Below are 14,583 nucleotides of genomic sequence, written 5' to 3'. Positions count from 1 at the left end.
CACGGAGCTGCGGGGAGGAGAGCCGGAATGACCCTCGTCGACGACAGGACCGAGATGGCCGACACCGACGACAAGCGAATTTTGGACAGCCTGTTCGAGGTGTTCGAGCAGACCCCCGCCTTCGAGGGCTACCGCATCGAGGTCGTCGAAGGGTCCATTCACATGGTGCCGCAGCGTGCAGTGCACTGGGAGATCATTTTTGAGATCGCCCGAACACTGGACAGGGCGTTCGGCGAAGACGCAATGATCTTCTCCGACGTACGCATCGACTTCCCCGGCGCGGAGAACGCCTTCTGCCCGGACGTGGCGAAGCTCCGGGATGGCGCTGAGGCGGACGACGAAGAGCACTGGCGCTACCAGGATGTCGAGTTCGTGGCCGAGGTGATCTCCCGGAGGACGGCGCAGAACGACTACGGCCCCAAAAAATCCGCCTACGCCCTCGCAGGCGTACCGGTCTACCTGGTCGCCGACCCGTATCAGCGCAAGTGCCACCTCTACACCGAGCCCGAGGACGGCGACTACGCCAAGGAGGTCACCGTCGCTTTCGGTACCGAGCTGGACCTCAAGGAAACACCCCTCGGCCTGACCATCCCCACCGACAGGTTCCCCTTCGACTGATCAGCCCTCCTCCAGCAGGCCCTCCGCCAGGAGTTCCGCCAGGTGGCGGGCTCGGATGCCGGCCAGTTGGTCGAGTTGCGTACGGCAGGAGTAGCCGTCCGCCACCACCGCGGCGTTGTCCGGCGCGCTCCGTACCGCCGGGAGGAGCTGGTCCTCGGCGCAGGCCGCCGAGACCTCGTAGTGGCCGCGTTCGAAGCCGAAGTTGCCCGCCAGGCCGCAGCATCCCGCGGCGAGCTGCCCCTCCAGTCCGGCCTTCGCCATCAGGCGGCGTTCGGCGGCGTCGCCGAGGATCGCGTGCTGGTGGCAGTGCGTCTGGCCGGTGACCGGGCGGTCGAGGCGGGGCGGGGTCCAGTCGGGCGCGGCGGATTCGAGGGCTTCGGCGAGGGTACGGACGCGGGCGGCCAGGCGCGGGGCGCGGGGGTCGTCGGGCAGCAGTTCTACGAGGTCGGTCTTGAGCGCGGCGGCGCAGGGCGGTTCGAGTACGACGAGCGGCGGCCCGGCCTCGCTCCGGCCCGCACCGGCGCCCCCGCCCGCACCGGCGCCTTCACCGGCACCTTCGCCTGTACCTGCACCGGCGCCCCCGCCCGTACCGCCGTCTCCGCCCGCACCGCCGTCTCCGCCCGCACCGCTGCCCCCGCCCCCCGGCTCCAGCGCGTCCAGCGTGCGCCGCATCACCCTGCGGGCCTGGTCCAGTTGGCCCGTAGAGACATACGTCAGCCCGCAGCACACCCTCCCCGCCCCCCGCGGCAGCCCCACCCGCAGCCCCGCCGCCCGCAGCACCCGTACCGCCGCGGAACCCGCCTCCGGCGACAGGTAGTTCGTGAACGTGTCCGGCCACAGCAGCACGTCCGGGTCGCTGTCGAGGCCCCGCCCGAGCGACCGCGTCAGCGGCACCCGCGCGATCCGCGGGATCGGCCGCTCCGCCGCCAGCCCCGCCACCCGCTTCGCCACCGCCGCCAGCGGCCCCACCCCCGCCAGCGCGTTCGCCGCGCCCGCCGCCCGCAGTGCCGCCGTCAGCCGCAGCCACTGCGGCAGCCGCCCCATCGCGTAGTGCGCCATCGGCCGCCGCCGCCCGGCGTAGTGGTGGTACAGGAACTCCGCCTTGTACGTGGCCATGTCGACGTCCACCGGGCAGTCGCTGCGGCACCCCTTGCACGACAGGCACAGGTCGAGCGCCTCGCGCACCTCCTCCGAGCGCCACCCGTCCGTGATGACCTCCCCCGCGAGCATCTCGTGCAGCAGGCGCGCGCGCCCGCGCGTGGAGTGCCGCTCCTCGCCCGTGGCCCGGAACGACGGGCACATCACCCCCGGACTCCCCGCCGGGTTCCGGCACTTGGCGACCCCGACGCACCGTCGCACCGCCGCCGCGAAGTCGCCGCCCTCAGGACCGTCGTGCGGATACCCGAACGCCACCGGCACCGGACCGCGCGGCAGCGGCGCGAAGCGCAGGTCGGCGTCGAGGGGGGCGGGGCGGGCGATCACGCCGGGGTTGAGGGCGTCGTCGGGGTCCCAGAGGTCCTTGAAGCCGCGGAAGAGGCCGGCGAGTTCGTCCCCGTACATCGCGGGCAGCAGCTCCGAACGCGCCCGCCCGTCGCCGTGCTCGCCGGACAGCGACCCGCCGTGCGCGACGACGAGGTCCGCCAGTTCCCCCGAGAACTCCCGGAAGCGGGCGACGCCGCCCGCGGTCAGCAGGTCGAAGTCGATCCGCACGTGGATGCAGCCGTCGCCGAAGTGCCCGTACGGCAGCCCGCGCAGCCCGTGCGCGGCGAGCAGCGCGCGGAACTCGCGCAGATACGCCCCGAGCCGCGCGGGCGGCACCGCGCAGTCCTCCCACCCGGGCCACGCCTCGCTGCCGTCGGGCATGCGGGTGGCGGTGCCGGAGGCGTCCTCGCGGATACGCCACAGGGTGCGCTGCGCGGCCGGGTCGGCGACGACGGCGTGGTCGACGGCGTCGGCGGCGCGGCACACCGCCTCGGCCGCGGCCCGCGCGGCGGCGGGGGTGTCGCCGCCTGTTTCGACGAACAGCCAGGCGCCGCCGCGGGGCAGCGCGTGCGCGTCGGGTACGAGATCGGCGGCCATCCCCTCGACGGTCAGGGGCCGCAGCGGCAGCAGCCCGGCCGCGGCCTCGGCGGCGGCGGACTCGTCGGCGTAGCCGAGGACGGCGAGGGCGCGGGCGCCGGGTGCCTCGACGAGGCGGACCGTGGCCTGGGTGAGGACGGCGAGGGTGCCTTCGCTGCCGGTGAAGGCGCGGGCGAGGTCGGCGCCGCGCTCGGGGAGGAGGGCGTCGAGGGCGTAGCCGGAGATGCGGCGGGGAAGGTCGGGCCAGCCGGGGAGGTCACGGGGGTACGAACCGGAGGCGCCGCCTCCGTCCCGTACGCCACCCGCCCCTCCCCCCGTCCTCCCGCCCGTACGCAACGTGGCCAGATGCCCGGCGACGAACTCGCCAAGACCCGGCAGCACCCCCAGATCCCGCTCCAGCCGCATCCCCCGCCCCCGGTACGTCACCACGTCCAGCGACCGCACGTTGTCGGCCGTCGTCCCCCACGCGACGCTGTGCGAGCCGCAGGAGTTGTTGCCGACCATCCCGCCGATCGTGCACCGGCTGTGCGTGGACGGATCCGGCCCGAACGTCAGCCCGTGCTCCGCCGCCGCACTCCGCAGCCGGTCGAGCACGAGCCCCGGCTGCACGACGGCGGTACGCGCCTCGGGGTCGAGCGCGACGAGCCGGTTCAGGTGCCGGGTGAAGTCGAGGACGACGCCCGCACCCACCGCGTTGCCCGCGATCGACGTACCGCCGCCGCGGGCGACGACGGGCGCGCCGTACTCCCGGCACACCTCCAGCGCGGCGGCGGCGTCGTCGGCGTCGCGGGGGGCGACGACGCCGAGGGGGACGCGGCGGTAGTTGGAGGCGTCCATGGTGACCAGGGCCCGGTCCCGGGTCCGGAACCCCACGTCGCCGCGGACGGCTTCGCGCAGCCGCCGCTCCAGCGCCACGACGTCCACACCGGTGTCCGTACCCGCGTCCGTGCCCGTCTGCGTATCCATGGCCCCAGCGTGCCGGACTCCCCCGCCCCGTCGCGCGTATTGACGTGCCCCATTTGCGCCTCTACCGTCCGACCCCAGAAAGATTCGAAATCAGTCCCGAATGTTTCGACACCCCGTGTCAACCGGATCCGGCGCCATCACTCCACCACCGCCCGCGCCCGCCCGCGGGGGAAGAAGGGGAACATGCGAAGACTCCGCAGCAGGCGGCCCAGGGCCCTGTTCGCCGCGCTCGCCGGCGCCCTCTGCCTGTACGGCCTCGGCACCGCCACCGCCGCCCCGGCGCACGCGGCTGACTCGCTGAACCAGCTCGCCGAGGCGCACGGCAAGTTCATCGGCTCCGCCGCCGCCACCTCGCACTTCTCCGACACCCGGTACACCGGGATCCTGGGCACCGAGTTCGGCCAGGTCACAGCGGAGAACGAGATGAAGTGGGAGACCAACGAGCCGTCCCGCGGCCAGTTCAACCACGGCCCCGGCGACCAGGTCGTCGACTTCGCCCAGCAGAACGGCCAGTCGGTCCGCGGCCACACCCTCGTCTGGCACAGCCAGCTCCCGGGCTGGGTCTCCAGCCTGCCGAGCAGCGAGGTGCGCACGGCGATGGAGAACCACGTCACGCAGGTCGCCGGACACTACGCGGGCGACATCTACGCCTGGGACGTGGTCAACGAGCCCTTCAACGAGGACGGCTCGTTCCGCAGCAGCCCGTTCTACAACGCCATGGGCACCGACTACGTCGCGCACGCGCTGCGCGCCGCGAAGGCGGCGGACCCGAACGCGAAGCTGTGCATCAACGACTACAACATCGAGGGCATCAACGCGAAGAGCACCGCGATGTACAACCTGGTACGCGACCTGAAGGCAGACGGCGTACCGATCGACTGCGTCGGTATCCAGGGCCACCTGGCGATCCAGTACGGCTTCCCGAACGACCTGCAGCAGAACATGCAGCGCTTCGCCGACCTCGGCGTGGACGTGGCCGTCACGGAGCTGGACGTACGGATGCAGTTGCCGGCCGACTCCCAGAAGGAAGCCACCCAGTCGCAGTACTACGCGAACGTCATCGACGCCTGCCTGGCCGTCGACCGGTGCGTCGGCGTCACGGTGTGGGGCTTCCCGGACAAGTACTCCTGGGTGCCGGACGTCTTCCCCGGCGAGGGCTCGGCGACCCTGTGGAACGACAGCTACCAGCCGAAACAGGCGTACAACGCCGTGGCGGAAGCCCTGGGCGGCGACCCGGGCCCGGGCCCGGGCCCCGGTGACGGCTGCAGCGCGAGCTACGCCGTACCCCAGGAGTGGAACGGCGGCTTCACCGGCGCCGTGACGGTGAGCTGCGACGGCGACTCGCTGAGCAGTTGGTCGGTCTCGTGGGACTACACGGCGGGCCAGCGCATCAGCAACGCCTGGAACGCGACGTGCCAGCAGAGCGGGGCAAGGGTGACCTGCACCAACGCCGCGTACAACGGCACGGTCCCGGACGGCGGCTCGGTCACGTTCGGCTTCAACGGCACCTGGACGGGAAGCAACCCGACCCCGGCAACACTGACCCTGGGCTGAACCCCCACCCGCCCGCCGGGGCCGCCGCCGAGGGCGGCCCCGGCGGACTGCTGTGTACGGGGCCCGTGGGGCTTCGGTGAAGCGTCGGCATCAAGCCAACGAACGTGCTGGCGAAACCCCGCACGCCACGGATAGCGTCTTCTACCCGTAGTGATCCCTCTCCTACCGGGAGCCTGACGTGAGACGCCGCCGCACCCTCCCCGCCACCCTCGCCGCCTTAGCAGCCACGAGCCTGCTGCTCACGGCCTGCGGTTCCGACGACGGGGACGGGGGTGACGACGAGAAGATCAAGGGCGCGGACGACGCTTCGTCGGCGCCGCCGTCACCGAAGGAGAGCGAACCGGAGGCAGACCGCCCGGAGATCACCTTCCCGTCATACGCGAAGAACGAGTTCGAAGCACAGGGGACGGGTGACCCCAAGAAGGACGCTGTTCTCGCAGACAACGCTGAGCGGATCAATTCGATCGATGACGCCATCTTCAACGGCACGACCGACACTGAGGCGCTGAGCTTCTACAGCACAGGCGAAGCACTGGCCAGCGCCAAGGAGTTCATCAAGGGCTACGTCGAGGCAAACGACAAGTGGGCGGGAGTCACTCGGTACTTCGACCGCACTGTGAACTTCCGGGACGACGGAGCCGCGGTGGTGATCTACTGTTCCGACGAGAGCGGCTCGGTGATCAGCAAGAATCCTGAGAGCGAGAAGCTCCCCGACGAGCCGGGCTCGGACAGAGCATATGTCTTGTACAACACTCGGCTTGAGAAGAACGGGGACGGCGTCTGGCAGACGACGAACGTCATCTCGAAGCGGGGGGCAGAACAGTGCACACCTTGAGCCGAGCAGGACGATTCGGCGTCGTCATTCTCTTATCCACCGGCGCGGTGTTACAGACCCATGGCCAGGCAATCGCCCAAACGAACGACGGGCGCGATGGCCACAGCAACGAGTCGGAGGTGGAGGACCCTGGCGGCTCCGGCCCCTCAGGGGGGAGCGGCAACGGCAACATCTATGCCCAGGTCGAGATCGTGTGGGACGAGGCCCGCAACGGTCCCGGCGGGGACGGCGGCGGGGCCGTGACCCCGGTGAGCGACTGGGAGCCGCCCCCCTGCTGGTACGGCCCGGCCTACACTCCCGACAAGTTCGAAGAATTGGCCCGGCGGGTATTCTTCGCAATGGTCCACGACCCCGACGGGCAGGACATCGCCTCGGACTTCATGGACAAGTACAGCGGCGGCGAGCCCTACGAGAACTTCAACCACGACAAAGCCGGTGAAGGCTACTGGTGGGACGACTTCTACGACAAGAGCCGCGTGAACGACCCTGCTGTCTTTGACTGCATGGAGCCGTGGTTCTGGGTCGACAAGGGTGAACCCCCGCCAGCGGAATACGAGAACGCCGTCACCCCCACGGTCCTGGCCGAACTCGCCTACGACAGGCTCCGCATCCCCCGCGACGAGGCGACCCTCCGCCCCGCAGCAGCCAACCAGAAGGTCAACCTGCCGACCTGGGTGTGGCTGGACGAAGGCACGTTCCACCCCGTGTCAGTCACCGCCTCCATCCCGGAAATCGGCATCGAGGCGACCACCACGGCCCGCCCGGTGGGCCTGCACATCGACCCCGGCACGGACGACGCCGAGCTGTACCCCGACGGCGGCGTCTGCCGCATCAACGACGACGGCTCCATCGGCACCCCGTACACGGCCGGCCGCTCCGGGGAAGCGCCGCCCTGCGGCCTGACATACCTCCGCTCCAGTGAGAGCACGGGCCCGTACGACCTGACGGCCACGGTCACCTGGGAGATCAGCTAGACCGGCACGGGCCAGTCCACCCCTGAGCGGTTGCCCGACGGTGTCTTCAACGCGACCACCGAGGTCGAGGTCGCAGAGATCCAGACCGTCGTCCGCTGACACCGACGCCGGCCGCCTTACCACGTAGCCATTACCTGACCAAGCCGTCCCATAGCCCGTTCGGGGCTACGCGCCGCTACCTCAGGGGGGATCCGTGAGCACCCGCCCCACCGACTGGCACATACTCGACCTCGACGAGGACCCGACGCCCGGGGATCCGGAACGGGTGAAGCAACTGGCCCGGGAGTTGCACGACTTCGCCGACGACGTGGCGGAGGCGTTACGCCAGATCAAGAGCATGGCGGGCGAGGACGCAATCCTGCGCTGGGCGGGCAAGACCGCGAAGACGTTCCAGGAAGAGTTCGAGGAAGTCCCCAAGAATCTCAAGAAGCTCCAGCGGTCGTACGACCTCGCCGGGGACGCACTCGCCGCGTACTGGCCGAAGCTGGAGCGCGCCCAGTCCCTGGCCGACAAGGCGTTAGCCAGGGGCCGCGAGGCCCGCAACGAGTTGTCGTCGGCGACCGGCCGGCTGGACTCGGCCAACTCCTGGCTCGAACGCGCCACCGCCAAGACCGAGGAGTACGACGAGAAAGAAGGCAAGGAAAAACCCGACGAGTCCGACGTCCGCGCCGCCGCCCGCAACGCCACCGACGCCAAGTCCGCCCAGACCAGCGCCCAACGGGCCGTCGACAACGCCGAAGGCGGCCTCGAAGCCGCCAAGAAGATGGCCGCCGACGCCAAGAAGATGCGCGAAGACGCCGCATCCGACGCCAAGGACACGCTGGAGGACGCCTCCGACGCCGGGATTCAGAACCGCAAGTGGTGGGAGAAGGCGGTCGACTGGGTCAAGGACAACTGGGACACCATCGTCAACGTCTGCAAGGTCATCGTCGCCGTCCTGGGCATCGTCGTCCTCATCATCGGCGGACCCCTCGCCTGGGTGGTCCTCGCCGCCGCCCTCGTCGTCCTCGCCGACACCCTCGTCAAATACCTGAACGGCCAAGCGAGCCTCTGGGACGTCGCCTTCGCCGCCCTCGACTGCATCCCCGGCATGAAGGGCCTCACCACCCTGGGCGGGCTGGCGAAGATGGCAAAGGGAGGCATGAAGGCCATGAAGAGCCTCAAGGCCATGAAAGCCGGGGTGCTGGGCCTGGCCAAGCGTGGACGCACCATGGTCGGCGACGCGGCACGAGGCGCCCGTGACCGGTTCAAGAGCGTCGTCAATAAACTCACCGACCCGATCGACCTGGCCACCGGTGAGATGTACCTCCCCCAGACCGACATCGAGTTACCCGGTCTTCTGCCCTTGGCATTCAACCGTCGCGTCGGCTCGGCGTACCGGTGCGGGTGGTGGTTCGGCCCCACCTGGACCTCCACCGTGGACCAACGACTGGAAATCGACGAGCAGGGTGTCATCTTCATCACCGAGGACGGCCGTCTGGTCACCTACCCCTACCCCACCGGCCCCGATGACGTGGTCCTGCCCGGCTCAGGCCCTCGCTGGCATTTGGCCCGTCTGGAGACCGGCGGCTACACGGTCACCGATCCACTCACCGGGCACACCCGCCACTTCCGGAGCCCGGACGACGACGGCCTCGCCCCGCTCCACCAGATATCCGACCGCAACGGCCACACCATCACCTTCGCCTACGACGACGCAGGCGCTCCGACCGACATCCGCCACTCCGCCGGCTACCACCTCCGCCTGACGACGGCGGACGACCGGGTCACCGCCCTCCACCTCGCAGGCGCCGCCGCCGACGGCACCGACGTGGAGATCAAGCGCTTCGGATACGACGAGGACGGCAACCTCACCGAGGACTACAACTCCTCCGGCCTCCCGCTCACCTTCACCTATGACGACCGCCTGCGCGTCACCTCCTGGACCGATCGCAACAACCACTCCTACGCCTACACCTACGACCAACATGACCGCTGCATCGCTGAAGGCGGCGAAGCCGGTCACGTAGCACTCACCCTTACCTACGGCACCACGGATCCCGCCTGGCCCGACTGCACCCTGACCACGCTCGCCACGACGGACGGCTCGACCACTCGGTTCGTCATCAACGACAACTCCCAGGTCATCGCCGAAATCAACCCCCTCGGCGCGGTCACGCGCAGCGAATACGACCACCACCACAACCTCACTGCAGAAACCAACCCCCTCGGCCACACCACCCGCTACAGCTACGACGACGACCGCTGCACCACCGTCACCCGCCCCGACGGAAGCGAGACCCACGCGGTCTACGACCGCCACCCCACCCCTGTCGAACTCATCAGTGCGGACGGCACGGTCTGGCGCCAGACCCTCGACGAGCGGGGTAACCGGACGGCACTGACGGACCCCGCGGGAAACACCACCCGCTACGCCTACGACGACGCAGGCCGGCTGGCATCGGTAACCGATCCATTGGGCGCAGTCACCACGGTGGAATGCAATGCCGCAGGCTTAGCCACCCGCATCACCGATCCCACCGGTGGTGTCGCCGCCTATGACTGGGACGCCTTCGGCCGTCTGATCGCCGCTACGGAACCCACCGGCACGACAACCCACCTGGAATGGACCGTCGAAGGTCAGCCCGCCCGTCAGATCGCTCCCGACGGAGCCGAGCGACGGTGGACCTACGACGGCGAAGGTAACTGCCTGACGCTCACCAACCCCACCGGGCACGCGACAACGTTCACCTACACCCACTTCGACCGGGTCGCCACCCGCACTGACCCCGACGGCACCACCCACACCTTCACGCACGATCACCACTTACGCCTCACCCAGGTCACCAATCCCCAAGGTCTGACCTGGGACTACGCCTACGACCCGGCTGGCCGGCTCATCGCGGAGTCCGACTTCGACAACCGCCACACTGTCTACGAACACGACCCCGCCGGCCGGCTCATCACCCGCACCACCCCCCTCGGCGCAACCCTCACCTACCGGCGCGACGCTCTCGGCCGTCTCACGGAGAAAAACACCGGCGACGCCGTCACCCGCTACACCTACGACCCGGCCGGCCGACTCGCATCGGCCACCGGCCCCGACGGCGAACTCAGTCTGCAACGCGACCTGATCGGGCAGATCACCGCGGAGGTGTGGAACGGCGAAACCGTCACCTTCGCCTACGACCCGGCAGGCCGCCGCACGCACCGGACCACTCCGTCCGGTCACACCAGCACCTACGCATACGACCCTGCGGGCCGCCGCACCCAGCTGACGACCGGCAGCCACACCATGACCTTCGCCCACGACCCCGCAGGCCGGGAAACCGAACGCCGCATCGGCGCTCTCACCCTCACCTCGGACTGGGACCCAGCCGGCCGCCTCGCCCGGCAGACCCTCGCCGCGGGGCTCACTCCCGTCCAATCCCGCGCCTACACCTACCGCCCGGACGGGTACCTCCTCGCTCTCGACGACCGGCTATCAGGCAATCAGACCTTCGACCTCGACCCCACCGGTCGCGTCACCCAGGTCACCGCCGCCGACTGGACCGAGACCTACGCCTACGACTCCCTCGGCGCCCAGATCACCGCCACCTGGCCCGCCGAACACACCACCCCCGACGCGACAGGGCAGCGCACCCACACCGGCACCACCCTCACCCGCGCCGGCCACTACCGCTACCAACACGACGACGCCGGACGGCTGATTCGCCGCACGCGGACCCGCGTCTCCAAGAAGCCCGAAACCTGGCGCTTCGCCTACGACACCGAAAACCGCCTCACCCACGCAGCGACCCCCGACGGCACCGAATGGCGCTACACCTACGATCCCCTCGGCCGCCGACGCAGCAAGACCCGCCTCACCCCCGGCACCGACAAAACGGCAGAAAAGACCACCTTCGCCTACGACGGCTCCACCCTCATCGAACAGAGCACCCACGCCCCCGAACTACCCAACGCCCTCACCCTCACCTGGGACCATGACGGCATCATCCCGATCTCCCAGACCGAGCGCATCACCGACGCCACCAGCCAGGACGAGATCGATGCACGCTTCCTCGCCATCGTCGCCGACCTCATCGGCACCCCCCGCGAACTCATCACGTCCAACGGCGACATCGCCTGGCGCACCCGCACCACCCTCTACGGCACCACCACGTGGAACCGCGGAGCGACCGCCCACACTCCCCTCCGCTTCCCCGGCCAATACGCCGACCCGGAAACCGGCCTCCACTACAACCTGCACCGCTACTACGATCCCACCACCGCCCACTACACCACCCCCGATCCCCTCGGCCTCGAACCCCACCCCAACCCCACCACCTACGTCCACAACCCCCACACCTGGGCCGACCCACTCGGCCTCGCCCCCTGCATTGCTCTCGGCCTGAGCCAAGGCGGACATCTGGTGGACTTCGCCAGACGAAATTCATTCGAACACTTCATGGGATTGTCCCTTGAGGACGCGCTGGCAAACGTCAGACACGTCGCCCACGAGGAACCGCAAAGGAGGATCCATGTCCTGCTCGACGGATTCGAAACCAGAGCTATGAATCCGTCACCACAAGAGCAGTTCGAGCATTTTTACCAACAGGGGATGGCGGGTTCGAATTGGATCACGACTCAGCGGGAGATGAACATAGTCGGTGAGTCTGTCCGACGCGGCAGTAGAGACTGGTCGTCCATCACATTTTGGCGCGATGGAGAGATTCAGGACCTGATAGAGCCGAACTTCGACGAGCTGCGGAGATCCTCTGGACTGGGGTAGCTCGACGCCATGTCGAACATGCGCCATACTTCCAGGCTGTGACTGCCCCGTGGGAACCAAGCGAAAGAGAGTGACATTCATGATGCTCGTTAGCTGGGAGCGCAACTTCAAGGTCTGGCATTACACATTTAGCTGGTCCCGGCTACTGCTCAGGAGCGGACGCCGAAATGAAGGCGAAACAAGGATCGAGGTTCTCTTTTCGAACGTCATCTATCTGCAGATTCCTACAGTACTGAGTAGGTTGGAAATTTCAGAAGCCCCCCTCTCCGAAGTGGATCTCCCGGAGGGAGTCAGCGAGGAGCCTGGTCGGCCCTGTAAGGTGTTCCGCCTCAACGAAGGTGCGGGGATGGTGATTGCGACGCATTGCGACTGGCGCGAGGACAACGAACAACTGGACGCACCCACCTCTTTCAGCCCCATGCGCGGAGTTCCGGGAATTGAGGTTGACTGAATTTACGCCAGGCACGCCGTGATCTCACCAGAAGTCGACCCGGCCGACGAACAGCGACTTATCTTTCTCGCTCTTACTGGAGCGGAGTGATTACGTGACAGCATTCGACGATCTTTCACCATATTCTTACCTTCCCGATAGCATCCCTCCGGGCGTGCCCATCCTCAACGTAGGCTGGCTGGATCCAGGGCACGTCTTTCCGGTAGGAAAAGCGCCCGCGAGCTTCCTCGAGAAGCTCGGTATCCTCTGCGCTCGCCATGCTCATGCGAAAACACGCGGCTGGCACTCGTGCAAACTGCAGCATGCGGGGTGCACCCCTCCCTATCCGATCACCATCCAGGTGGAGGACCGCTCGATTGCACTCGGGGGAGCTGAGATTCGCGTCGTTGACCGCAATGGCACCTGGCTGGCCGCTCCGGACCTGATCTACCACTACGTGGAGGAACACGATTATCTCCCGCCGGGAGCGTTCATCGACGGGGGGATGTGCCACAGGCTGGCCAGCGAGGACCACCAATCGTGATCCTTGCCGAGTTGTCGATCTACCGTGTGGGGTCCAGGAAGCGGTGAGACCGACTGTGGCAAACACCTGGAACGACTGGCTTCGCGCCTACGAGAGCGCGTACCTCTCCCCAGCGCCTCCGCTGCAATTGCCCTGCCCCAACTGCGGAGCACGCTCGCTGTTCCTCCTGTTCCGGGAGAAGACCCCCGACGCCATCGGGCACGCTTTCTTCTGGTGCGGATCGTGCTTGTCCGGGATCCATCTTTGTCGCGTCGAGGTGCCGGACGGTGCCGCTTTCGTCCCCTACGGCATGCCCGCGGACGAGCACCCGACTCCATCTGGCTACACCTTGATTCGTCCGGAACCCTCGGACGACGACGGAGATATCGAATCCGAAGCCTTCTGACGTGATGCGAGGAGCGCCTGACAAGTAACCGGTCGAGCGCAGCTCGGGGAGCACGTGCGGTACTTGGAGCACATGGTGGTGCCGGTCGGAATCGGCCGCCGTCTGCCGGCGCCGGGCTTCGTGGAGCGGGTGGACCCGGTGCTCGGGGCACGGGTGTGTTGCGGAAGTCGGCGCCGCGTGTGGTGTGCGGGTCGGGGCTGGCGCGGTGGTTCACGCCCCGCCCACTGCAGGTGGCCCAGTCTGTGGCTGTTCTTGTCTCAGAGGGTGGACGGGAGGGTCGTTCCGGCCGGGGCACGCCGTAGGCTTCGGGGGTGGCTGAGATCGAGATTCCCGCTGACATCAAGCCCGCCGACGGTCGCTTCGGATCGGGTCCGTCCAAGGTGCGCACCGAGGCGCTCGAAGCCCTGGCGGCCACCGGTTCCTCCCTTCTCGGTACGTCCCACCGGCAGGCCCCCGTGCGGGACCTCGTCGGCCGGGTGCGTACCGGGGTGCGTGAGCTGTTCTCGTTGCCCGAGGGGTACGAGGTGGTTCTCGGTAACGGTGGGGCCACCGCGTTCTGGGACGTCGCCACCCACGGGCTGATCGAGCGCAAGTCGCAGCACCTGTCCTTCGGCGAGTTCTCCTCGAAGTTCGCCAAGGCCGCCAAGCTCGCCCCGTGGCTGGACGAGCCGACCGTCGTCTCCTCCGAGCCCGGTACGCACCCCGAGGCGCGGGCCGAGGCCGGGGTCGACGTGTACGCGCTGACGCACAACGAGACCTCCACCGGCGTCGCCATGCCGCTGCGGCGGGTGGGCGGGGCCGACGACGGGGCGCTGGTGCTCGTCGATGCGACGTCCGGGGCCGGGGGGCTGCCGGTGGACGTGGCGGAGACCGATGTGTACTACTTCGCGCCGCAGAAGTCCTTCGCCTCCGACGGCGGGCTGTGGATCGCCGTGTTCTCGCCGGCCGCGCTGGAGCGGGCCGCGCGTGTGCACGCCTCCGGGCGGCATGTGCCGGAGTTCTTCTCGCTGCCCACGGCGATCGACAACTCCCGCAAGAACCAGACGTACAACACCCCCGCCCTCGCCACCCTCTTCCTCCTCGCCGATCAGCTGGAGTGGATCAACGGGCAGGGCGGGCTGGACTGGGCCGTGCGGCGCACCGCCGCCTCCGCCCGTACGCTCTACGACTGGGCCGAGGAGACGAAGGCCACCACGCCGTTCGTCGCCGACCCTGCCCAGCGGTCGCAGGTCGTCGGGACGATCGACTTCTCCGACGACGTGGACGCCGCCGCCGTCGCCAAGACGCTGCGGGCCAACGGCATCGTGGACACCGAGCCGTACCGCAAGCTCGGCCGCAACCAGCTCCGGATCGCCATGTACCCCGCCGTCGACCCCGCCGACGTCGAGGCGCTGACCCGCTGCATCGACTACGTGCTCGAGCGGCTCTGACAGCGGTTCAGCTGAGAC

10 protein-coding genes are annotated in these 14,583 nt (G+C 68.6%); 9 read left to right on the top strand and 1 reads right to left on the bottom strand.

Translation table 11 applies throughout. The features are described from left to right. Window positions 1–27 precede the first annotated feature (27 nt). On the top strand, window positions 28–618 hold the full coding sequence (locus B124_RS04880; RefSeq protein WP_496501385.1) for a Uma2 family endonuclease: 591 nt from the start codon (window positions 28–30) through the stop codon (window positions 616–618). Here the strand turns inward: B124_RS04880 and B124_RS04875 are convergent, their stop codons facing one another. Then, entirely contained in the window at window positions 619–3,663 is a 3,045-nt protein-coding gene (locus B124_RS04875; protein WP_496501384.1) for an FAD-binding and (Fe-S)-binding domain-containing protein, read from the bottom strand. Window positions 3,664–3,846: 183 nt separating this feature from the next. Between B124_RS04875 and B124_RS04870 the strand changes: the two genes are divergently transcribed. The 8 genes from B124_RS04870 (at window position 3,847) to serC (ending at window position 14,565) form a co-directional block, all read left to right on the top strand. Continuing rightward, the gene (locus B124_RS04870; RefSeq protein WP_496501383.1) at window positions 3,847–5,217 is read left to right on the top strand and encodes a glycoside hydrolase family 10 protein; all 1,371 of its coding nucleotides are present in this window, start codon (window positions 3,847–3,849) and stop codon (window positions 5,215–5,217) included. Between the two features lie 178 nt (window positions 5,218–5,395). Then, window positions 5,396–6,052 (top strand): hypothetical protein, encoded by a 657-nt coding sequence (locus B124_RS04865; RefSeq protein ID WP_496501382.1) that lies wholly within the window; start codon window positions 5,396–5,398, stop codon window positions 6,050–6,052. A gap of 119 nt (window positions 6,053–6,171) precedes the next feature. Continuing rightward, window positions 6,172–7,026, top strand: a complete 855-nt coding sequence (locus B124_RS04860) for a hypothetical protein (RefSeq protein WP_496501381.1) — start codon at window positions 6,172–6,174, stop codon at window positions 7,024–7,026. A gap of 193 nt (window positions 7,027–7,219) precedes the next feature. Further along, complete coding sequence (locus B124_RS04855) at window positions 7,220–11,776, top strand: DUF6531 domain-containing protein (RefSeq protein ID WP_496501380.1); 4,557 nt, start codon at window positions 7,220–7,222, stop codon at window positions 11,774–11,776. A gap of 79 nt (window positions 11,777–11,855) precedes the next feature. Continuing rightward, a complete protein-coding gene (locus tag B124_RS04850) occupies window positions 11,856–12,227 on the top strand; it encodes a hypothetical protein (protein WP_496501379.1) in 372 nt (123 codons plus the stop codon). A 94-nt stretch (window positions 12,228–12,321) separates the two neighbouring features. Further along, window positions 12,322–12,750, top strand: coding sequence for a DUF7919 family protein (locus B124_RS04845; protein ID WP_496501378.1), 429 nt, complete (start codon window positions 12,322–12,324; stop codon window positions 12,748–12,750). Between the two features lie 55 nt (window positions 12,751–12,805). Next, a complete protein-coding gene (locus B124_RS04840; protein WP_496501377.1) occupies window positions 12,806–13,135 on the top strand; it encodes a hypothetical protein in 330 nt (109 codons plus the stop codon). Window positions 13,136–13,446: 311 nt separating this feature from the next. Then, window positions 13,447–14,565, top strand: a complete 1,119-nt coding sequence (gene serC, locus B124_RS04835) for a phosphoserine transaminase (protein WP_496501376.1) — start codon at window positions 13,447–13,449, stop codon at window positions 14,563–14,565. Window positions 14,566–14,583 lie beyond the last annotated feature (18 nt).

The sequence above is a fragment of the Streptomyces sp. CNP082 genome (assembly GCF_059570535.1).
Note: the sequence above shows the minus strand (reverse complement) of the source record. Positions and strands in the feature narration are given on the sequence as shown.